This window comes from Indibacter alkaliphilus LW1, from assembly GCF_000295935.2.
Classification (GTDB): Bacteria; Bacteroidota; Bacteroidia; order Cytophagales; family Cyclobacteriaceae; genus Indibacter; species Indibacter alkaliphilus.
This window is the reverse complement of sequence record NZ_ALWO02000023.1, coordinates 496,724-517,136: the sequence shown is the minus strand read 5'-3', so window position 1 is coordinate 517,136 and position 20,413 is coordinate 496,724. Positions and strand designations below refer to the sequence as shown.

The following is a 20,413-nucleotide window of genomic DNA, read 5'->3' as shown; positions in this document are numbered from 1 at the left end:
GTTTGTTTTTTTAACCTGTCTATGTATCGCAATAGAATATTCAATGCACATTTCTGGTTAATTATCGTTATTTTAGCTTTAGTTTTTCGAGCAACTATTTAAAGGTTTTTTCCATCCTATAGTTATGAAAATGAAACTTGTCTTTGGGCTTATCATTGTTTTTGTTCAATGTTGGATGCCATTGAAAACTTCTGCGCAAGAAGGAACGGTGCATGAATGGCTGTCTAAATCAAGATCCAGCATTAGCCAAGGTGATACTTTAAATGCGATTGTCGAACTGGAAAATGCTGTCCATCTTGGTCTTTTTGACATACATGCAATAAGTCAAAGTAGTGTGCTGAATTTTTTGATCAAGGATCCAAGGGGCAGGCAGCTGATAAATGGAATCACCTCCAACAGAAAGCACCTATCTGATCCCAAAAATTTAATTGTTGACACCTCAGATATCCATAGGTTCTGGCAATTTTTCGACTCCCTCCATCAGGAAAATGCATCTGAATTATTTTTTGAAAACTACATAGAAAATGGCAGTCTTGGCCTCAAAACATTTTATAGGGTTCGGATGGGGCAGCAAACCGATAAATTTGTAAGCAGAATACGTACTTTGGAAAGCTATTACAGAAGTATCAAAAATGTATCATTCGGATTTGATGAATTAAAGCCAGAAATCGTTGCTGCTGCTGAAAAATTAAAAGATCTATACCCTGAGTCGATTTTTCCACCCATATATTTCCTGTTGGGAAGTTTGAACAATATGGGAACACCTGACGGCTTTGCAGGAATGTTGATCGGAACAGAACATCTTTGTAAGAGCCCAGAAACCGATTTGACTTCCCTTTCTAAATTTGATAAAATGGTGATTTTTGATGTTGGGCAGACAGTTCCTATCATTGTCCATGAATATGTACATCTGCAACAAAAAAATACCACGGAAAGAACCTTATTGGATTATGCAATAATGGAAGGCGCGGCAGATTTTGTTGCTTACTTGATATTAGGGAATTATACGAATCCTGATCTGTATGAATTCGGCTTTTCTCACGAAGATCAACTTTGGGAAATATTCAAAAGTCAGATGCATACAGAGGATACAGACGATTGGCTTTTCAATGCTTATAATCCCGACACAGGATTTCCCGCCAATTTGGGATATTTTATAGGTTTTAGGATTTGTGAAAGTTATTACCTGCAAGCCTTAGATAAAAGGCAAGCCATCAAAGAAATGCTCGAAATTCATGATTTCGAGGAGTTTTACATGAGAAGTGCATATAAATGAAAAATATTCAAGACAGATTTCTGATTTATAATTTGAGGATGACAATCCAGATGTATTGAAATAAAAAAAGGAGCTAAAAGCTCCTTTTTTTATTTCACCACTTTGGTAGTGGTTGGGGTGTACAGCCCAAAAGTGATGGCATTGATCAGCCCATCAACAAAAGTATGCTGAATGGTCACTTCATAATCTTCGGTCTCACCGGCCATCTTAACAGGATCGGCTGTTTTCAATGGGGCCAATCCATAGACAAGATAGTGGCTCCTGTCTTTTACCTCTATGCCTCTTTGAGGGCCCATGCCTACTGTGTAGGTCTGTGTGTAGCATGATGTCAACAATCCGGTGGACATTACCATCATGGCTGCATTTAAAATTAGTTTTTTCATTGTTGTAGATTTTTTTAAGTTGATCTACAAATTTCCTGAAATTGGACTGAGGTGACTATCCCTAGAATATGTGGTTTAAGGTCCTCCGATAGGATTTTTTATTACATATTCATGTGACTCAATTTCAGGAGAGGGATTTGGAGTCAAAATTTTCAAGTAATAGAAAATCCTTCATGGAGGTTATATCCGGTTGGATGGTTTTGGTCTCCTTCAAAATTTTCTCAGGAATATCCAAAAATGGTTTTCTGCCATAGGTTTCAAAAAACACCCTCATGGTATAGAATTCCTTGGCGAAAATCCTTATCAGGATTCTGGGAACTGATTTGTACTTGAATTTTTGTCCTTTTCGGATGCTCTGGAATATTTCTCCAAGTTCATATCCTGAGACGATATCTCCGATAATGCTGACTTCCCGTCCAAGGAAATCGCCAGGATGTTGAAATGCTTTGAGTACAAATTTCCCAATATCCTTGGCATATATGTAAGGGACTTTTGCGTCCGCATCCACGAAGCCTTTTACTACTCCTTTTTTAACAGGAAAAAATGAAGACCCTATGTTATCCATAAATTGAGGTAACCGCAAAATGGTATAATTTAGGTTGTTAGTCTTGATATAAGTTTCGATGATAAGCTTGCTGTCTACATGCGGGATTTGAATGGGTTTGGAAGTGAAGTTCAGTACACTGCTATAAACCAAATGCGAAACATCATTGATTACGCAGGCATCCACTATGTTTTTCCCTTGTTGGATTTCCTTTTCGGGAAAGCAATGTTTATTATCAGGTGACCAAGGTTGCGTTACCCCAAAGACCGCATACGCCCCTTTGAAAGTGTGTATCAATGAGTTTTTATCCTCAAGGTCTGCCTGTTTTACTTCAACACCTATTGCACGAAGTGCATTGGCTTTTTCACTTTTTTCATTTCTGGTCAATGCTATGATATGCCAGATGTGCCGAAAGTCCCACAATTTTTCCAGTACCGAACTTCCTTGGGTTCCTGTAGCCCCACAGACTACAATCACCTTTTTATGGTTGTTTTCATCTATCCTATTCATTTTCTGGATTTATTTATTGGTTGTTGAATAAGTCGGGAAAGGAACATGTCCTTTGAACCCCATTATCTTGGCAAGTCTGCCCATTACTTTTGCCATAAATTTTTGAATAAAAATCGGCGGTCCTAAAACGAAAAGTTCTCCATAACATTCGTTGAGGATGGCTGCAAACTGAAGAGGATTGGGAAGGCCCTTTTTGTCCAGTTTTCCAAGTTGGTCCAGGGCATACATGCTTTCTAGAAAATACTCGGTTTTCAATGCAGGTCTGAGTTCTCCAATTATCTCAAGTTCTTCGGATCCTGCATTGTACCATTTGTGTAGGGTATTGGGGGCGACGGTGATTTTTTCTCCCGGCAGCAATACCATTTCCTTTCCCTCATAAATCATGTTCAACTGTCCTTTGATCACCTCAAAGGATTCACTTTGTACCGGATGGTAATGTTCCGGAGGACCCTCTGCCCCAGGTTTGATCCATGCCTGCACCCTGAGCACTTCTCCCTTGGAGTCTGCTGCGGTGATCAAAAACTTGGCTTTGTCGCCATAGGTTTTGCTTTCGATAATTTGATTGGTCTTTGCCATTTTACTTTTATTTAATTGTGGTTAAAATAGATATGGCAAAGCTACAACCTGGATATAATCAGTGTTATACGGGAAAGGAAAGGCTTTATATGGAGATGGAAATATCGAGAAGTATGGAACGAGAAAGAAAGGAGGATGAAGTTGGTGCGGAATTGTGAGTTCCCAACATTTTGTAAATGGTCAGAATAGGTAATGACATCAAGTTGCCCGTCATCCTGAGGCACGAAGGATCTCCAGAGGTTCTATTAATGTTTAATTCTACCATTTCCTGAACCTCGTGAGATGCTTCTCCCGATAGCCATCGAGATCAGCATGACGGCTGCTCCGAGTTATGTCATTGGTAGTAGTAAAAATTGGCTTTACAAAAGGGATATGACATCACGGCAGTTTTCAGACCTCTCTCCCGTACTGTTGTCGGGATCGAGGTGACAAGGCAAATTCCTTTATAGAATTGAATGCAATTTACAGGTCAAAAATGTCAATCTCCAATTTGTCATTGGTATGAACAAGGTAGAATAAAAAGGAAATTTACCGCTTCAAAGCTTCTGAGGGAGGGTAACCAAAGTGCTTTTTAAAAGCTGCTGAAAAGTGGTTTTGATGGCTGTATCCCAGCCATTCTGAGACTTCCACAATGGAGTTTTTTTGATCTTTCAGCATGTTCAGGGCATGGTCCATTCTCAAATGTTGGTAGTAGGCAAAGATCCCTGTATCAAATTCCGCTTTAAAGGATGTCTTAAGGGTCTGAATATTGGTCCCGAATTTTTTGGCCAGTGCTACCAAGGTCCAAGTCGCTGTAATGTCTGACTCCAAAAAAGATCTGACAGCATAAGCAAGGTCCTGATGATTTTCCCTTTCTCTTCCTAATCGCTTTATGTTATCAAGCTGGTACAACTGTAAGGAGATCAGTTCCAAGGTTTTTATTTCCAGGTACATTTTTTTCATATCTCCCTCAAAGGGATTGTTGGTTATGGAACTGATAATCCACTTCATTTCAGCATTGAGATGCCCGGGTCGGGTTGATGCCACTTCGGGTCTTTGGATATCAATGCTGTTTTTCAATGTTTCGGTGACCTTGTCTTCCGAGCTAAAAGTATCAAAGAAGTAATCCGAACCGAGGCTGATGTGAAAAGTTTTAACCTTGCCCAATGGCAAATGATGTTCACCTTCTGTCTGGGTCAAATGGATGGCATTATGGGAATTTGCAGTAAGTAACTGCTTTTGCGGATAACTGTAAAATCTGGAGGCTATTTCCCCTTCCAATAAAAACGGGAAATTGACACTGTTTTCAGGAGTCTCGGATTTGAGCTTGATGTTGGGCTGCAGTTGGATATTTCCAAACATCAGGGACAAGTTTGGTGTAGCCAACACCTTACAGTCCACTAGTCCATAATTGATATCCGAAAAATTCAAAGCCAGTTCCTGAAGGTTTGGCTTTGAGGATATCAGTCTCACCTTGGCTGAAAGGTCAAGAGGGGAAGATTGCTTAGGGTTGATAAGTGAAAAATCCATGGATTTCAGATTATATGCAATGACGGGATTGGTTCTATAAGTAAAACAAATATCGCAACTTCAGAACAGACCTGAAATCACATCAATATGTGAATTTGATTTGTTTTGATTTATCCAATGGTGCGCAGGGATGACCGTCACATAGAGGGATTTGGATTCCATGAGGTACAAAGCACTGTCAATGTATGTTTTGATGAAATCGGGCATTTGGGCCATATTATTTCATACCAGAAAGATTAGGCAGATGGATTAATCCAAGGTCCTGTTTGGTCTTTCCGTCAGTAAGGTTAGAGGAAATTCCATCCATCAGCATGATTTCCAATCCGGCACCTCCCGAAAAGTTTTTAAAGAAGCTTTTGAATCCGGTCTTTTGATTTAGATAAAAAAGCTGGTCTTTCCACCGAAGTGTAAACCATGATTGTCTTTTAGGCTTTCCAGGTTGTTTGTCCAGAGTGCTACTTGTTCAAGGTGATGTTATTAGTTGGTTCGGGTTGAGGCCTTGAAGTCCAGGTAAAACACAATACCTGCAAAAATCAACGTCATTATTGACGGGCCCATTTCAGCAAATATTTCTCCTGAACTGAACTTAATGAATTGGATCATATAAAATTGAGGGTTCAAATAGAATCTCTAAGCTTTTTACACATATATCATGTATGAAACGGATTCCTCTGTTTTGTTTTTGTTCCTTTTTTGGAGGTGTCCCCTTGCTCTGCTCCACTGTGATTTTGACTTATGAGAAATTATCAAAATATATTCCTTCAACTTTCAAAAGGAATTCAGATTTCAAAAATCACAAGTTTGGGTGAAATGTGAATTAAGGAATTGTCAATGCTCTAACCGCAAGAGCGGTATGTGATTAATAAAATGATTCTTATAAAATATTCCTTGCCAAAAACAATTCACAGGCAACCTTTCAGCTACTTTTCCAATCATCACTATTATAAATCATTATCTACTTAACCAACTTAAAAAATGAAAAGAAGGACAATAATTCCCCTAGGGCTATCATTGATAGCTGTTTTGGGGCTGAGTGAATGCCAACAGCCTGCTAAATCAGAATTGCCTGAGCTAGAACCAACTGAGGCTTTACAAGGATTTCAGACTCTGGAAGAATATGGAAAACACCTGACTTTGGTTTCAGGCTGTCATGATTGTCATACCCCCAAGAAGATGGGACCCAAAGGACCCGAACTGGATATGGATCTTCAGCTATCCGGTCACCCTGCAGCTTTACCTCTACCGGAAATCAACCGAGCTGAACTGGAGCAAAAAGGTGTTGCAGCTACTCAGACGCTAACGGCATGGATTGGACCTTGGGGAATCTCCTATGCTGCAAATCTTACTCCCGATGAGGATACAGGAATCGGATTCTGGACTGAAGAACAATTTTCCATTGCTCTTAGGGAAGGAAGGTATAAAGGAATAAAAACAGCCAGACAATTATTGCCTCCAATGCCATGGGATATGTACAGCCATATGACAGATCAGGAAACCAAGGCGATTTATGCTTACCTGAAATCTCTCAAACCTATCAATAACCTGGTACCCAATGCAGTACCGCCAACACATGCCATGAATTGATTCAACGATTACAAGTTTTAATTAATTTATAAAAAAGCTTATGGCTTCATTACCAGTAAACCGATACCACTTCAAACAGGCCGGAAAAACCCTGTCCATATGCTGGCTGGGATGTACCGGACAATTAAGCGTCCTGCCAAGAATTAATTTTACCGGCATCTTTGCAAACCTAAAAGAGTATTTACAATTGAAAAAAAATGATTCCAATGAAAAATTCATTAATTATCGCAATCTTAATATCGCTTGTTTTTATTTCATGTGAATCTTTTGGGCCAGAGTTAGAGTTCCCCGTGCTGGAAAAGGAAAAAAAGGTTCTCTTTGAATTTTTTACGGACAAAGATTACAGTGCCACGCAGTTTGACAGCTATTTTGTCAACTTAAATGTTGGAGTGAGCCTAGTGGATAAGATAACAGCTGAGGAAATCAGAATTTTAAAGGAATCTACAGGTATGATACCTTTTAAGGAAATTCCTGACGAGTTGAACAAGATCAGGTTTGAAATAAAGGAATCGGTGGATATTCATAGGTATCATGTTAGTTTTGGTTATTCCCATTACGTCAGGATTGGTGAAACATTCCAGATGAAAGCCATCAGTGAATTTCTTCCTGATAAAGAGGATGAGAAATTGGTTGTGATCAAGTTTTAATTCCTGTGAAAGAAATTTATCCCGATGCTATTTTCCCTCCAATTTATTTCCTAATGGGATGCTTGAGCAATATGGGAACCCCAGACGGCTTTGCCGGCATGCATGTCGGGAGTAAATTCAATATAAATTCAAATGGACTTTGACACAAAATGCAGAAGGCTACCGGGGAAATAATTGCTGAATTTAAATTTTTCTGAACCACTTTAAGTGATGACAGGTTTTGATAAGTAGATAATCGAATTTTTAACCTAAATAAAAACCATGCAAAATATAGCAAACAAAACAGCTTTTATCACAGGAGGAAGTAAAGGAATAGGTTATGGAATAGCAGCAGCCCTGATGGAACAGGGAATGCGGGTGGCCATAACCAGCCGGTCGCAGGAGGCTGCGGATAAAGCCGCAGCTGAACTGAATAAGATAGGAAAAGGGGAGGCCCTTGGACTTGAAGCTGATGTGAGGGATTTTGCTTCACAGCAGAAAGCAGTACAGACCATGATGGATAAATGGGGCCAATTGGACCTTTTGGTTGCCAATGCCGGCATAGGTCATTTTGCCTCCATCCAGGAGATGAGCCATGAGCAATGGCATGAAACAATTGATACTAACTTGACAGGTGTTTTCAACAGTATTAAGGCGGGGCTTGAAGCTTTGAAGCAGTCAAAGGGTTACTTTATCACTATTTCCAGTTTGGCGGGTACCAATTTCTTTGCAAAGGGTTCTGCCTACAATGCAAGTAAATTTGGTTTGACCGGATTTACACAGGCAGTGATGCTGGACTTACGAAATGAAGGGATTAGATGTACGACCATTATGCCCGGTTCCGTTGCCACGTACTTCAATGATCACGTGCCCAATGAAGCTGATTCCTGGAAAATACAGATTGAGGATTTGGGTAAGATGGTAGTAGACCTGATGCAGATGCATCCGCGTACACTTCCAAGTAAAATTGAAGTGAGACCCAGTATTCCTGGCTGATATCGTCCGCATGCGGACAAAGATGTACGCCTCAAAATGTATAAAACAGCCTCAGATTGTCCGATACAGGGCAATTTGAGGCTTTTTTTATGGCATGGAAGTGGACTAGGAAGAGGGGGCAATCAAGTGATTAAAACTTGTTTGACCGATCAAATTAGATTCTTAGCCAACATATCCATGATTGTACTGAAAGATATTGACAAATTTATTGAATCCAGGTTCCAGAGGACCTTTATCCTCAAAGGTATAGACCTGGAAATCCAACAGGGAGAATTTATCACTTTGATGGGGCCCTCGGGCGTAGGGAAGTCCACGCTCCTTAATATTATTGGTCTCTTGGATGAAGATTACGAAGGACAGTATTTTTTTGATGGGCAATCCATCAACTCGATGAAGGATAAAAATAAAAATAAGCTTCACAAATCTGAATTCGGCTATATTTTCCAAGCTTATCACCTCATAGATGAGCTTACTGTCTACGAAAATATTGAAACTCCACTATTGTATAGAAATGTGTCCTCTTCTGAGAGAAAGAGTATCATCGCAGATCTTTTGGATAGGTTCAATATGGTTGCCAAAAAGGATTTGTTCCCTGAACAATTGTCCGGCGGTCAACAGCAACTGGTCGGTATAGCAAGAGCTATTGCAGGTAAGCCCAGGGTATTGTTGGCTGATGAACCCACAGGTAATCTTCATTCTGCACAGGCAAAAGAAATCATGGAAGTTTTTCAAGAGCTCAATAAGGAAGGTACTACCATAATACAAGCTACGCATGCCCGAGAAAATGCAGACTATGGAAATAGACTCATAGAAATGCTAGATGGAAAAATTGACAATGACATTACAATTTAAGATGAAGCATATTATAACTAGCGGATTATTACTGATTTCTTCAGTTTTCACCCTTAAAGCTCAGGATACCATTCCTCTTGCTTTTGAGGAAGCAGTAAGGATTGGAATCGACCAAAACCTGGATTTTCAGATGTTGAACAACAGGCAGGATGTCCTGCGGGCTGAAAAGATAAACGCCAAATTATGGCATTTACCCAGGATAAATTTGGGAAGTAATGTAGGAAGAAATATTGGACAGCAGTTTCAGCAAGTTGAAGGGGAATTGATTGTGACCAATGAGATACAGGATTATATCACCGGTAACTTGGATGTGAGCATGCCAATATTTAATGGCACCCGAAGGATCAATCAGACTATTGCCCGTAAGCATTTTGAAGATGCTGGGCAGCATGATATCGCAAGGGCCAAAGAGGATGTGGTTTTTAATGTAGCACAACAGTACCTTCAGGTCTTGCTCGATGAGCAACTTTACAATATTGCCAAGGAAAACCTGGAGAATCAGAAGAAGCAATTGGAGCAGATTGAAGGTTTTGTAGAAGCTGGACTGAGAACCTTATCGGATTTATACAATCAGCAGTCAGAAGTTGCCAGGTTGGAGACGGTAGCCTTAGATGCGAAAATTCAATGGGAAACTGATCTCTGGACTTTGGCGGAAACGTTACAGTTGGAGCCGAATAAGATCCCACAACCAATTGCAATCGGCGTTGAAAGCTTTGGAAGTGATTTGGCAACACTTTCTTACATGGAGCTTTATGACATAGCAGTAGCAAATAGAAAAGATCTCTTGCAGCAGCAATCCTTGGAAGAAGCAAACCGCAAAATGCTCGCAGTGTCAAGGGGCATGCTCTATCCCCAATTGAATGCGTTTTTCAATTACAGTACCTTTTCTACCTCATTTGACCAGCGTCCGATGAGAGAACAGTTTTTTACCATCTATCCACAAAGGTCTTTTGGTTTGCGTTTGAATATTCCCATATTCAACAATTTTGACAACAGGACTGATGTGATCAGGAGTAAAGTGGAATTGAAAAATCAAGGGCTGCAAAGAAAGGCTTTGGAGAGACAAATTTCTCAGGATGTCAAACTTTCTTATGAAAATTACAGGGCTGCAATCAGAAGGGAACAGGCCACTGAAGTACAGCTTAAAGCTGCTGAAGAGGCCCAATTGGCCATATCAGAACGCTTCAGGCTTGGGGTTTCAAATTTTGTAGACTTAGCGCAAGCCAATCAACAATTGGTTACTGCCCAATCTGACTATGCACAAGCTCAATATACCTTGTACTTTCAGGATATAATCATGCGCTATGCACTAGGTATTTTGGATACACTAGAATGAAATTGATTCTCCAGGTAGAATTACCCTGTTTTACCTGGAGAATTATTAAATGATGGTTTTTTTTAAAAAAAAAGAGGGACACTTTGATGTGATTTGAACATAGGTCAAAGTCAGAGAGTGCAGCAACCTCACAACTTGAAATCTACTTTTTTCAATTCAAAGGTCATTTTTTTGATTGCGTGATTGATAAAGTTATTTATCCCGAGTTTTTACCATTAGATCTGGGATTAATTTATCTGCCAATATTTCAAATACCTTAGGGTTGTGACATTGTAACTTTTTTTAATTCTATTTACCTTCAGGTATTAGTAGTACATGCATTTTGTCAACCCAACACAAGAAGAAACATGTTTTTGCAATTGGAGGGAATCAAATCTTACTTTGATTCTTTAAATTCACCGTCTGGAATTCTTGAATTGAAAAAGGGTAAATTGACTCTTTTTTATTCTAACATTTTGTTAAAGGAATTTTTTGAATTGGATTACCAAGACAAAAATGAAAAGGATGTTTTTTTATGTTATCAGAACTTAGCTAAAGAATTCCAACCAGAGCTTTATGACAAGATAAACTCCTTTTTGAAAAAGACCGTTTCAGAAGACCTTTCTGGGGAAATGGAATTTTCTTACAAGCATTCCATTTGGAAATTGACGGTGACATTTCTACTTGACCAAGCAGGGAAAAAGTACTTTTCCCATGTTCTGACCAAACAAGGTTCTGGTCAATTGACTCCAACTCGTGAAGCAATTGCGATAGAACATATTCAAAAAGTTTCTGATTTAGGGTATTGGGAGCTAGATCTTCAGGAAAATGTGCTTTTTTGGTCGGATGGAGTTTATGCAATATGTGAATTGGATCAGGAAGAATTTGATTTGACAATGGAATCCGGAATTTCGATCATACATCCAGATGATCGGGATAAGGCATTGGAAATGATGCAGTCTGCCTTAAAAGAAGGGATACCTTATCAGCTTAATAAAAGGTTTCTGCTTCCCAATGGGAAAATAAAGAATATAGTTTCAAGTGGATCTGTGATCTATAATGATGCCAATCAGCCGGAAAAGCTGATCGGTGTCTTTCAGGACATTACCGATAGAATACTGGAAGAAAAGAAAATCAAGAAAGATAAAGAGAATTTCCAAGCCCTGGTAAGTACTATAGACGGGATCATTTGGGAGGCAGACCCCAGAACCTTTACTTTTTCTTACATTTCTCCCCAATGCAAAAGGATTTTGGGATTTAGCCCTGAAGAGTGGTTGAATACACCTGCATTTTGGGAAGATCATATTCACCCTGAAGACAAAGAGGAAGCTATTTCCTTATGCCAAAATGAAACGAGGGCTTGTAGGGATCATATTTTTGAATACAGGATGCTCTCTAAATGGGGGACATACATTTGGCTTCAAGACCGTGTTTCTGTAATCATTGAAGATGGTATTCCTCAAAAAATCAAAGGGGTGATGTTTGATATCTCTGCTGAAAAAGAACTCAGTGATGACCTCAAGCTATTGACAAATAACACTGATGAGTCCTTTGTGTTGGTCAATAGGGATTACAGTATCAGAATATTCAACCATCAGTTTAGAACGCTCTATAAAAAGTTTTTTGATAAAAATATAACAAAGGGCCTATCCATACTTGATTTGGCTGTAGAAGGGGAAAGAGCTGAAACCAAAGCCATATATGACAGGGTTTTTTCAGGAGAAAAGTTTGATACTGAATTTCCCATAATCAGTGATGGAAAAGTATCAAGAATATTTTCTTTGAGCTTCAAACCTGTCAAAAGCAAAGGAGAAATCATTGGTGCATTTGTCACCCATAAAGATGTAACAGAGCTTGAGAAGCAGTTTCAGGAGATCAAAAAAAGCGAATCCAGATTTAGGGGCTTTTATGAATCTTCTACGAACTTTATCACCCGTACGGACCTTCAAGGGAACTATACATATTGCAATAAAAAATACCAGGAGGAGTTTGGTTGGCTTTATCCGGGAGATTCTATTTTGGGCAAACAATCAAGGGATACCATTATGCCATATGATCTGGAGAAACTCCAAAGTATTGGTGATCAGTGTATTCAAAATCCTGGAAATGTCTTCAAAATAGAGTTGGACAAACCCAAGCCAAATGGTGAGGTAATGACTACTTTATGGGACTTTTTGAGTGTTACAGATGAAAACGGAAATCCTATTGAAATTCAATGCATCGGCATAGATATTTCTGACAGGATCAAATTTGAAAAGAAGCTAAAGGCCAGTAATGAGCGCTTTGAACTGGTTATGCGTGCCGGTTCTGAATGTATCTGGGATTTTGATCCTGAGACAAAAGACTTGTTTCTCGGAGATGGCTTCAGAAGAAACTTCGGTTTTAAGGTAAGTTCTGAAGATAAAAACAATGATTATATCAACAGCATGTTTCACCCTGATGACCGCAGATGGGTACTGGATAAGTTTAAAGAAACACTTTCAGACAGGAACAAAACTACTTGGAGTTGTAAATTCAGGATCAATACAGAACATGGACAATATATTTATGTAGATGATAAAGCGATCATTTTAAGAAACCAAGAAGGCAAGGCTTACAGGGTAGTAGGAGCGATGCGGGATATCAGTCTGGAGGTTTTCTATGATCAATTAGAAGTTTTGGAAAGAGAGGTCATGGCAAGTGCCATGCAGGTAGATACAGAGATAGAGACTGTTCTGGAATTGCAGGTCAGAAAGCTGGAAGAAATTTTCCCTGAAATCAGAATTTCTATTTTAGAGATTAAAGACAACAAAGTTTTCAACCTCTGCTCGCCATCAATGCCTGAGGCTTATATTCAGGCGATTGAAGGTACAGAAATTGGTGAGTATGCTGGATCATGTGGTACAGCGGCTTTTTTGAAGCAAAAAGTTATTGTTCAAAGTGTGGCTACTGATGAGAGATGGGAAGCTTTTGAAGGACTGGGTGAAAAATTTGGCTTTAAGGCATGCTGGTCGCAACCGGTTTTCAATTCGGCAGGGGAAGTCGTTGCTACATTTGCCAATTACCATGCAGAAGAGAGGCTTCCCAATGAGCTGGAAGTACAGGCCATGGATAGAGCGCAGAGACTTGTTTCATTGATTTTGGAGAAATTTGATTTTATTGAAAAGATCAAAGATAGTAATGAGCGGTTCGAAAATGTTACCCAAGCCACCAATGATGCTATCTGGGATTATAATGCAGTCAAAAATAAACTTTTTTGGGCAAAAGGGTTTCAGACCTTGTTTAATTTTGACCTCGATCAAATTGAACCAAGCCTGGAGTTTTTGATTTCAAGAATTCATGAAGAGGATAGAGATCGGATTGTGAATCAGATTCAGGTGTATATGAGTGATGGTACAAGTGAATCATGGTTTGAGGAATATAGATTTATAAAAGGAGATGGTTCAGTAGCCTATGTTATAGACAGGGCAAAGTTTATCCGGAATCAAGATGGGCAGGTTACGCGGGTAATAGGTGCCATGAATGATGTTACCAAATTCAAAGAGTATGAAGCTTCTTTGGAAAGTCTAAACCATAAACTGAAGGAAAGAGCAAAAGAACTGGCTCTTTCCAATGCTGAACTTGAACAATTTGCATACATAGCTTCTCATGATCTTCAGGAACCTCTCCGCATGGTAACCGGTTTTTTACAACAACTGGAGAAAAAGTTTGGAGACGTTCTCGATGAAAAAGGAAAAAAATACATTCATTTTGCGGTAGACGGAGCAGTAAGGATGAGAGCGATTATCCTTGATCTTTTGGAGTTTTCTAGGGTTGGTAAGTTTGTGGATGACAAAGAAAAGATTTCCTTAAATGATCTGGTTCAAGAGGTCTTATTGCTTCATAAAAAAAGTATTGAAGAGAAAAAAGCAATCATTAAAGTTAGTGATTTACCTACGATTGAATATTTCCGGACACCGATATTCCAGGTTTTCAAAAACCTTATCGAAAATGCAATCAAATACAGTCATCCCCACAAGAGACCGGAAATTACTGTCTCCTCTGAGGATTCAGACCATGAATGGATAATTCACATCGCTGACAATGGAATTGGCATTGAAAAGGAGTTTTTTGAGCGGATATTTATTATTTTCCAGAGACTTCATACCAAAGAAAAGTATTCAGGTACAGGGATGGGATTGGCAATTGTAAAAAAGATAATTGAAGGATTCAAAGGAAGAATTTGGGTAGATTCTGAGGAAGGAAAGGGTAGTGTATTTAGTTTTTCAATCCCTAAAGATTTACAATAATCTATATGAAACCAGAGCTTAAGGTAGTACTCATATATATAGCGGTCGGTGTTTTTTGGATTTTATTAAGTGATAAGATCCTTCTCCTAATTTTTGGTTCAAATGAATTGGAACAAATAGCTTATCTACAGACTGTTAAAGGTGTTTTCTATGTTGCCATGACTGGCTTGTTGCTTTATTTGCTTATCCGGAAATACTATGAAGCTATGGATAAGAAAGTCAAAGAGTTGGAAGTGCTGAACAATAAACTGGAACAAAAAAGTAAGGAACTGGAGAATTCAAATAAAGATCTTGAGCAATTTGCTTTTGTTATTTCACATGATCTTCAAGAGCCTCTTCGAATGGTTACCAGTTTTCTTTCCCAACTCCAAAAAAAGTATGGCATGCAATTGGATGAAAAAGCCCAAAAGTATATTTTCTTTGCTGTTAATGGAGCCCAGAGGATGAAACAGATCATCCTTGATCTACTGGAATTTTCCAGGGTTGGCATATATCACGAAAATAAAGAAGATATTGAATTGAATGAGCTTCTGAAAGAGGTCAAGCAGGACCTTAGATTACTTATTGCAGAAAGCAAGGCCAAAATTCAGATTGAAAAACTTCCAATACTGCATATTCACAGAACTCCCATACTTCAAATTTTCAAAAACCTCCTGACCAATTCCTTGAAATATCGCTCAGAAGACAGACCAACTCAGATTGAACTTGGTGTCAATGATAAAGCTGATTTTTGGGAATTTTGGATAAAGGACAATGGCATTGGGATTGAGGAAGAGTATTTTGAGAGAATTTTCGTCATCTTCCAGAGATTATTTACAGCTGATCAGTATGGAGGTGGCACAGGAATCGGCCTTGCCTTGGTCAAAAAAACAGTGGAGTCTTATGGTGGAGAAATATCTCTTCAGTCTAAACTGGGCGAGGGTACTACCTTCTTTTTTACCTTACCCAAATAAAAAGCCCCGATGAATTTATCAGGGCTCTTTTCTATTTGTTAAATTTTAACAAATAATTTGTCTTTAGATCTTCTGACTTTCTTGGCATCTTTCATTGGGTCTTTGTTCTCATCTCTATATCCCAAGGCGAGTAAGGCTGTGCTACCCATTTTCTGTGCTTGCAGGCCAAAAATCTCATCCACTTTTGCAGGGTCAAAACCCTCCATAGGAGTAGTATCTACTTTTGCTTCTGCAGCAGCTACCATGGCCGTTCCCAACGCAATGTAAGCTTGCTTGGAAGCCCAACTGAACTGCTCTTCTTTACTCATGGCTCCAAAATGTTTTTTCAATCTTTCTGCATAACCACTCAGTGCCGAAGGGTCGAGATTTCTTTCTTTGACTACCTGCTCAAAATAGCTGTCAATTCGGTCTTCTGTGATTTCAGTCCATGCCGCAAATACCAAAACCTGTGAACTTTCCACCACTTGGGGCTGATTGAATGCTGCAGGGGCCAATTTCCTTTTGATTTGCTCATCTTCCACAACTAAAACTGAAAAGGGCTGTAATCCATTAGATGTAGCAGTCAGCTGAATGGAATCCAGGATTTGCTCCAATTGAACTTCGTTTATTTTTTTGCCTGTCATTCTTTTGGTCGCATAGCGCCAATTTAGGCTATCAATTGTTTGACTCATGTCTTTTGTATCTGTATTAAATGTATATACACCTAAAACAAAAGCTCTTTAATTTTGTTCATAAAACCTGAAAAAAATAGCTGATGAAGGGTTTTATGTTCAGAATTATTGGCTTTTTCATGAGCACTGGGGGTAAGATCCTGATTCAGGATCCAATGTCGTTTAGATAAGACTACAAGTTGAATTTAAGCTTTTCCAAAGTTGGGTTAAAAGTAAAAACAAACATTATTTACAAATCTGAACTTTGGAAAAGCTACCCTAAACTAAACGACATTGATTTAGGATTCTAAACTTACAAAAAACAGTAATCGATTAACTTTCACTTTTTTTAAAAAGGCAGGTTTAATGAAATCTAATTGATCAGTTTTAGAAAGATTAGATGAGACTCCCTTTAGCGTGAAGTAACATTCTTTATTTTTTCGTTAAATTTTTTATTTTTAGGAAGTCAACCCAAAACAGCTTGTCATGGATGTATTTTTAAGGAACAATATCAAAATCACAGGAAGGACGGATAAACCCTTGATTGTATTTGCCCACGGATATGGATGTGATCAAAATATGTGGCGGTTTGTGGCTCCTGCATTTGAAGACGATTTTCAGGTATTGACATTTGATCATGTAGGTTCAGGAAAAAGCGACGTCTCAGCCTATGATTTTGAGAAATATGATTCTTTATCAGGCTATGCCTTGGACATTATTGAATTTTTGGAAGTATTGAATGCCAAAGAGGTCATATTTATTGGTCATTCTGTAAGTGCGATGATAGGCGCTTTGGTAGCTGTGGAAAGACCGGGCTTACTGGGCAAGCTCATAATGGTAGGCCCCTCACCTTGTTACATCAATGACGCCGACTATTATGGTGGTTTTGACAAGGAGGATATCGTGGAAATGATCGAAACCCTGGAACAGAATTATTTGGGCTGGGCAAGTCATATCACTCCTGTGATTACCGGAAGGCCTGATAAACCCGAAATTGCAGAAGAATTGGAAAATAGTTTTTGTCAAAACAAACCGGACATAGCAAAGCATTTTGCTAAGGTGACTTTTACGGGAGATAACAGGGGAGACCTTCCTAAAATCAAAGCTTCTACTTTGATTATTCAATGTGACCCTGATATCATTGCACCCAAAAAAGTGGGTGAATACGTTCATGAGCAAATTCCTAATAGTGTATTAAAAATTATTCCTTCCCCTGGCCACTGCCCACATCTAACATCTCCCGAGCAAACAATTAAGGTCATTAAATCCTTTTTAGCATAATGGAGAGTAAACTTTTCAAAATAGAAAACTATGGGTTTTTCAATAATGCTCCATTTGAATTTTTGAGCTTGAACAAAATGGGTGAGATTACCCATGCCAATCAGACGGTTTGTGATTGGATAGAGCATAAACAGGAAGAACTGATTGATAACTTCACTTTTCAGGACTTGTTATCTGTTGGAGGGAAAATTTATCTTGAAACCCATTTTTTTCCTTTAATCCAACTTCAGGGAAAAATTTCTGAAATCAGTTTTGAATTGGTATCTAAAAGTAAAAGGCGGATTCCGGTACTGGTCAATGGAACAAAATTTTCAATTGAAGATAAAGGAGAGCAGGGCTATTTGATCTTTCTTACAGATATTTCCCAGCGAAAGCAATATGAGGAGGAACTCCTCATGGCGAAAAGGTTTGCTGAAGAAAATGCATCCAAACTTTTTGATAAAAACAATGAATTGGAAAGATTTACCCAGATAGCTTCTCATGATCTAAAGGCTCCTGTCAGGACAATGGGTGGACTTTTTGAACTGATGGTCAAGAAAAACTATGTGAGCAAAGACCAAGACTCAATTAAAATCCAAAAAATGATTATGGAAAATCTAAAAAGAATGCGGGTTTTGGTGGATGACTTGATGGAACAGACTCTTGTAGATACTGAAAGCTATTTTGAGGAAAAGGTAGATCTTAATTTTATTCTCAATGATGTCAAGGAAGTTTTAATGGCAGATATTCTGTTCAATGCGGTCAGTATTCAGTCCGAAAAATTACCTATCGTCCGAGGCAACAAAAACCAAATCTTTAGACTTTTTCAAAACCTTCTCAGCAATTCCATCAAATTCAAGGACAAAAACAGAAGACCTTTGATACAAATCCGCTCGAAACTTGAAAACAATTGGGCAATGCTGAGCATCAAGGATAATGGAATTGGTTTTGACCCTTTGTACAAGGAAAAAATATTTGGCTATATGCAGCGCTTGCATGGTCAGGAGGTAGTTTCAGGATCGGGTCTTGGCTTGTACGCCTGTAAAAAAATCATAGAACATCACGGAGGTAAAATCAACGGTAATTCCAATGTAGGGGAAGGGGCTGAATTTGTATTTACTTTGCCGCTATATAATAATTAGTCCGGAAGGATATTATTCATTTAATGGCATTTTACCTATTATCTATTTCTTTATCCAGGAGTTCAACCATTCTGGTCTTATCAGCCACTTTCCGGATAACGCTATCCAGTTCTTTGGATGATTTTTCCAGTAAAAGCATCAAATTTTGAATTTTAGTATCCTCGCCAATTTCATCTTTTAAGAGAAGTATAAGGCCTAAGATATTTGCAAGTGGAGCCCTGACCAGATGGGATTGAATCCATGCTATTTCTCTCAAAGCAGTATTTTGTTCTGTAATGGACTTGATATAACTATTTCTCTCTGAAAGATCCACGCAGATTGCAACCAAAAAAAGCTCTTTATCAATACACATTTTCTGTAAATGAATTTCAATAGGATAAGTGCTTCCTGATTGGCGGAGATGCTCAGATTCAAAAGAAACCTTGTCCTTATTCCCTTCCAAGAGGGCCTGAATTTCGCTTTTTACTTTTTGTTTAAAGGGCTGGTTGACAACCGTATAGAAGCTCAAATTTTTCAGTTTATCTACAGAATATTTGAGATTTTTGGCAGCGGCTTTATTGGCCTGCGTAATCTTAAGTTGTTCTGGATGAAGAAGGTAAATTTCATGAAGTGAATTCTCAAAAATTGAGTGAAACCTTTCCAAATTTCTTTTTGAATCAATAAGCTCAGTTATATCTCTTCCAACAGCTTGAAATTCAATCAAATTTCCATCCGCATCAAAAAGTCCGGTATCGGTCCACTCTTGCCATCTCGGATTTCCATTTGCATCAAATGATTTGTGCACCATAGTTTGAGATGGCTTTTTCAGATTTAAAGCTTTTAGATTTTTTAGGATTTTCACTTCAAGTTCTTCCGGAATAAACTCCAGAAATTTCTTCCCAAGTAGTTCAGCTTTTGAATAGCCCATTTCACTGCAATAGGCATTGTTCACATAGGTAAGGGTAGTGTCAGGAAGAAATCTACAAATCATTTCATGTTGTGCCTGAAGTACAGAGTCTAGAAATTTTTCATTCTCCACAATTTTCTCCTCTGCTCTTTTGCGCTTATCAATATTCGTAGAGTTAAACGATACGCCAATAACCTGACCGTTTGCGCCTATCGCAGGATGAAAGGAACATTGAAACCAGATTTTTTCACTCCTTATTAGCAACTCTTTCTCTTTTACGGTCTGCTCAAGATTAAGTGCTTTCTTAAAATCAGTGTAAAACTCCTCTTTTGTATCTTCCAGGATATATTGTCTAAAGTCCTTACCAACATCCAACTTGGTATTGTAATATTTTTCAGCTGATTTTTGTGCAGTTCTATTGTAGCTTAAAATTTTAAATTCCGGGCTGATCAAAACGCTCCCGTCCGTACTGCTATCCAACAAGGCCTTTAGCTTATAATTTTCATCCTCAAAAAACCTATTACTCTCTTTCTGGGGGGAATTATCCGAATGCAGAGTGCTCATGGGTTTATTTAAATGTCCTATCCAAAGCAGTCCATAGGTATACTTTTCTTCGGACTTACAAACTGTTATTTCCCAAAAGGTTGGCCTAATTTCATTTTCAGTGATAAATTCAGCAGGCATTTCAATGAGGCTTTTCTTTCCGGATTCCAGTTGAATATAATTATCTGGGCTAAGTAGGGGGGAAAAATATTCTTCAAATTTGTGTTTAGCTTCTTCCTTATTTTCTGTATTCAAACACCTGATGAGTAACTCATTTACTGCCTGACAGTTACCTTTGAAATCTGTGAAGGCGACAAAAAATGAATTCGTATTCTGAAAATAGGGAAGCAGTATTTTTTCAACTTGGCTCATCAAATAGTTTTTGAGGAAGATTATTTTGATAAAATCAACTTTAATTTATGCAAAAATAAGGTAATAATATAATATTTAGTATTTAAGGGTTGTGTTTATTATAATACTTAATTTAATTTATTTAAAATAAAAATAAGTGTGCTTGAAAAGAATTTTATTGTATTTAAA

General features: G+C 38.4%; 18 protein-coding genes. 11 read left to right on the top strand and 7 right to left on the bottom strand.

The genetic code is table 11. From position 1 onward, the window contains the following. The first annotated feature begins 124 nt into the window (after nt 1-124). Nucleotides 125-1,276 (top strand): gliding motility protein GldB-related protein, encoded by a 1,152-nt coding sequence (locus tag A33Q_RS06450; RefSeq protein ID WP_009032698.1) that lies wholly within the window; start codon nt 125-127, stop codon nt 1,274-1,276. 89 nt (nt 1,277-1,365) lie between these two features. On the opposite strand, the gene A33Q_RS06445 is transcribed toward A33Q_RS06450, so the two are convergent. The 3 genes from A33Q_RS06445 to A33Q_RS06435 all read right to left on the bottom strand — a co-directional run bounded on the left by A33Q_RS06445 (nt 1,366) and on the right by A33Q_RS06435 (nt 3,289). Next, nucleotides 1,366-1,659, bottom strand: coding sequence for a Bor family protein (locus A33Q_RS06445; RefSeq protein WP_009032697.1), 294 nt, complete (start codon nt 1,657-1,659; stop codon nt 1,366-1,368). Between the two features lie 124 nt (nt 1,660-1,783). Then, the gene (locus tag A33Q_RS21505) at nt 1,784-2,713 is read right to left on the bottom strand and encodes an NmrA/HSCARG family protein (RefSeq protein WP_009032696.1); all 930 of its coding nucleotides are present in this window, start codon (nt 2,711-2,713) and stop codon (nt 1,784-1,786) included. Between the two features lie 9 nt (nt 2,714-2,722). Next, a complete protein-coding gene (locus A33Q_RS06435; RefSeq protein WP_009032695.1) occupies nt 2,723-3,289 on the bottom strand; it encodes a cupin domain-containing protein in 567 nt (188 codons plus the stop codon). Between the two features lie 32 nt (nt 3,290-3,321). Between A33Q_RS06435 and A33Q_RS22460 the strand changes: the two genes are divergently transcribed. Continuing rightward, nucleotides 3,322-3,447 (top strand): hypothetical protein, encoded by a 126-nt coding sequence (locus A33Q_RS22460; protein ID WP_016254786.1) that lies wholly within the window; start codon nt 3,322-3,324, stop codon nt 3,445-3,447. Nucleotides 3,448-3,817: 370 nt separating this feature from the next. Here A33Q_RS22460 and A33Q_RS06430 read toward each other — a convergent pair whose 3' ends face one another. Continuing rightward, on the bottom strand, nt 3,818-4,798 hold the full coding sequence (locus A33Q_RS06430) for a helix-turn-helix transcriptional regulator (RefSeq protein ID WP_009032694.1): 981 nt from the start codon (nt 4,796-4,798) through the stop codon (nt 3,818-3,820). A 60-nt stretch (nt 4,799-4,858) separates the two neighbouring features. Beyond that, on the bottom strand, nt 4,859-5,005 hold the full coding sequence (locus A33Q_RS22125) for a hypothetical protein (protein WP_160169341.1): 147 nt from the start codon (nt 5,003-5,005) through the stop codon (nt 4,859-4,861). 768 nt (nt 5,006-5,773) lie between these two features. Here A33Q_RS22125 and A33Q_RS06425 point away from each other — a divergent pair. The 7 genes from A33Q_RS06425 to A33Q_RS06390 all read left to right on the top strand — a co-directional run bounded on the left by A33Q_RS06425 (nt 5,774) and on the right by A33Q_RS06390 (nt 15,392). Continuing rightward, nucleotides 5,774-6,382, top strand: coding sequence for a c-type cytochrome (locus A33Q_RS06425; RefSeq protein ID WP_009032693.1), 609 nt, complete (start codon nt 5,774-5,776; stop codon nt 6,380-6,382). Nucleotides 6,383-6,588: 206 nt separating this feature from the next. Continuing rightward, nucleotides 6,589-7,029: a hypothetical protein gene (locus A33Q_RS06415; RefSeq protein WP_152527382.1), complete on the top strand. Its 441-nt coding sequence runs from the start codon at nt 6,589-6,591 to the stop codon at nt 7,027-7,029. Between the two features lie 261 nt (nt 7,030-7,290). Further along, on the top strand, nt 7,291-8,004 hold the full coding sequence (locus A33Q_RS06410) for an SDR family oxidoreductase (protein WP_009032691.1): 714 nt from the start codon (nt 7,291-7,293) through the stop codon (nt 8,002-8,004). A gap of 177 nt (nt 8,005-8,181) precedes the next feature. After that, the gene (locus A33Q_RS06405) at nt 8,182-8,856 is read left to right on the top strand and encodes an ABC transporter ATP-binding protein (protein WP_016254780.1); all 675 of its coding nucleotides are present in this window, start codon (nt 8,182-8,184) and stop codon (nt 8,854-8,856) included. Nucleotide 8,857: 1 nt separating this feature from the next. Beyond that, nucleotides 8,858-10,192: a TolC family protein gene (locus A33Q_RS06400; protein ID WP_016254779.1), complete on the top strand. Its 1,335-nt coding sequence runs from the start codon at nt 8,858-8,860 to the stop codon at nt 10,190-10,192. A gap of 575 nt (nt 10,193-10,767) precedes the next feature. Next, nucleotides 10,768-14,439, top strand: a complete 3,672-nt coding sequence (locus A33Q_RS21500) for a PAS domain-containing protein (protein ID WP_160169340.1) — start codon at nt 10,768-10,770, stop codon at nt 14,437-14,439. A 5-nt stretch (nt 14,440-14,444) separates the two neighbouring features. Next, nucleotides 14,445-15,392, top strand: coding sequence for a sensor histidine kinase (locus A33Q_RS06390; protein WP_009032687.1), 948 nt, complete (start codon nt 14,445-14,447; stop codon nt 15,390-15,392). Between the two features lie 38 nt (nt 15,393-15,430). Here A33Q_RS06390 and A33Q_RS06385 read toward each other — a convergent pair whose 3' ends face one another. Continuing rightward, entirely contained in the window at nt 15,431-16,063 is a 633-nt protein-coding gene (locus A33Q_RS06385) for an NAD(P)H-dependent oxidoreductase (RefSeq protein ID WP_009032686.1), read from the bottom strand. A gap of 465 nt (nt 16,064-16,528) precedes the next feature. On the opposite strand from A33Q_RS06385, the gene A33Q_RS06380 reads away from it, so the two are divergent. After that, the gene (locus tag A33Q_RS06380) at nt 16,529-17,323 is read left to right on the top strand and encodes an alpha/beta fold hydrolase (protein ID WP_009032685.1); all 795 of its coding nucleotides are present in this window, start codon (nt 16,529-16,531) and stop codon (nt 17,321-17,323) included. Then, entirely contained in the window at nt 17,323-18,444 is a 1,122-nt protein-coding gene (locus A33Q_RS06375; protein ID WP_009032684.1) for a sensor histidine kinase, read from the top strand. Before A33Q_RS06380 ends, A33Q_RS06375 begins: the two co-directional genes overlap by 1 nt. Nucleotides 18,445-18,475: 31 nt before the next feature. Here A33Q_RS06375 and A33Q_RS06370 read toward each other — a convergent pair whose 3' ends face one another. Next, nucleotides 18,476-20,245: a PAS domain-containing protein gene (locus tag A33Q_RS06370; protein ID WP_009032683.1), complete on the bottom strand. Its 1,770-nt coding sequence runs from the start codon at nt 20,243-20,245 to the stop codon at nt 18,476-18,478. Nucleotides 20,246-20,413 lie beyond the last annotated feature (168 nt).

Coding starts and splice junctions, on each gene's coding strand:
- A33Q_RS06375 (WP_009032684.1), top strand. CDS start 17,323: ATGGAGAGTAAACTTTTCAAAATAGAAAACTATGGGTTTTTCAATAAT.
- A33Q_RS06370 (WP_009032683.1), bottom strand. CDS start 20,245: ATGAGCCAAGTTGAAAAAATACTGCTTCCCTATTTTCAGAATACGAAT.
- A33Q_RS06385 (WP_009032686.1), bottom strand. CDS start 16,063: ATGAGTCAAACAATTGATAGCCTAAATTGGCGCTATGCGACCAAAAGA.
- A33Q_RS06405 (WP_016254780.1), top strand. CDS start 8,182: ATGATTGTACTGAAAGATATTGACAAATTTATTGAATCCAGGTTCCAG.
- A33Q_RS06415 (WP_152527382.1), top strand. CDS start 6,589: ATGAAAAATTCATTAATTATCGCAATCTTAATATCGCTTGTTTTTATT.
- A33Q_RS06435 (WP_009032695.1), bottom strand. CDS start 3,289: ATGGCAAAGACCAATCAAATTATCGAAAGCAAAACCTATGGCGACAAA.
- A33Q_RS06450 (WP_009032698.1), top strand. CDS start 125: ATGAAAATGAAACTTGTCTTTGGGCTTATCATTGTTTTTGTTCAATGT.
- A33Q_RS22125 (WP_160169341.1), bottom strand. CDS start 5,005: ATGCCCGATTTCATCAAAACATACATTGACAGTGCTTTGTACCTCATG.
- A33Q_RS21505 (WP_009032696.1), bottom strand. CDS start 2,713: ATGAATAGGATAGATGAAAACAACCATAAAAAGGTGATTGTAGTCTGT.
- A33Q_RS06410 (WP_009032691.1), top strand. CDS start 7,291: ATGCAAAATATAGCAAACAAAACAGCTTTTATCACAGGAGGAAGTAAA.
- A33Q_RS06445 (WP_009032697.1), bottom strand. CDS start 1,659: ATGAAAAAACTAATTTTAAATGCAGCCATGATGGTAATGTCCACCGGA.
- A33Q_RS22460 (WP_016254786.1), top strand. CDS start 3,322: ATGGCAAAGCTACAACCTGGATATAATCAGTGTTATACGGGAAAGGAA.
- A33Q_RS06380 (WP_009032685.1), top strand. CDS start 16,529: ATGGATGTATTTTTAAGGAACAATATCAAAATCACAGGAAGGACGGAT.
- A33Q_RS06430 (WP_009032694.1), bottom strand. CDS start 4,798: ATGGATTTTTCACTTATCAACCCTAAGCAATCTTCCCCTCTTGACCTT.
- A33Q_RS06400 (WP_016254779.1), top strand. CDS start 8,858: ATGAAGCATATTATAACTAGCGGATTATTACTGATTTCTTCAGTTTTC.
- A33Q_RS06425 (WP_009032693.1), top strand. CDS start 5,774: ATGAAAAGAAGGACAATAATTCCCCTAGGGCTATCATTGATAGCTGTT.
- A33Q_RS06390 (WP_009032687.1), top strand. CDS start 14,445: ATGAAACCAGAGCTTAAGGTAGTACTCATATATATAGCGGTCGGTGTT.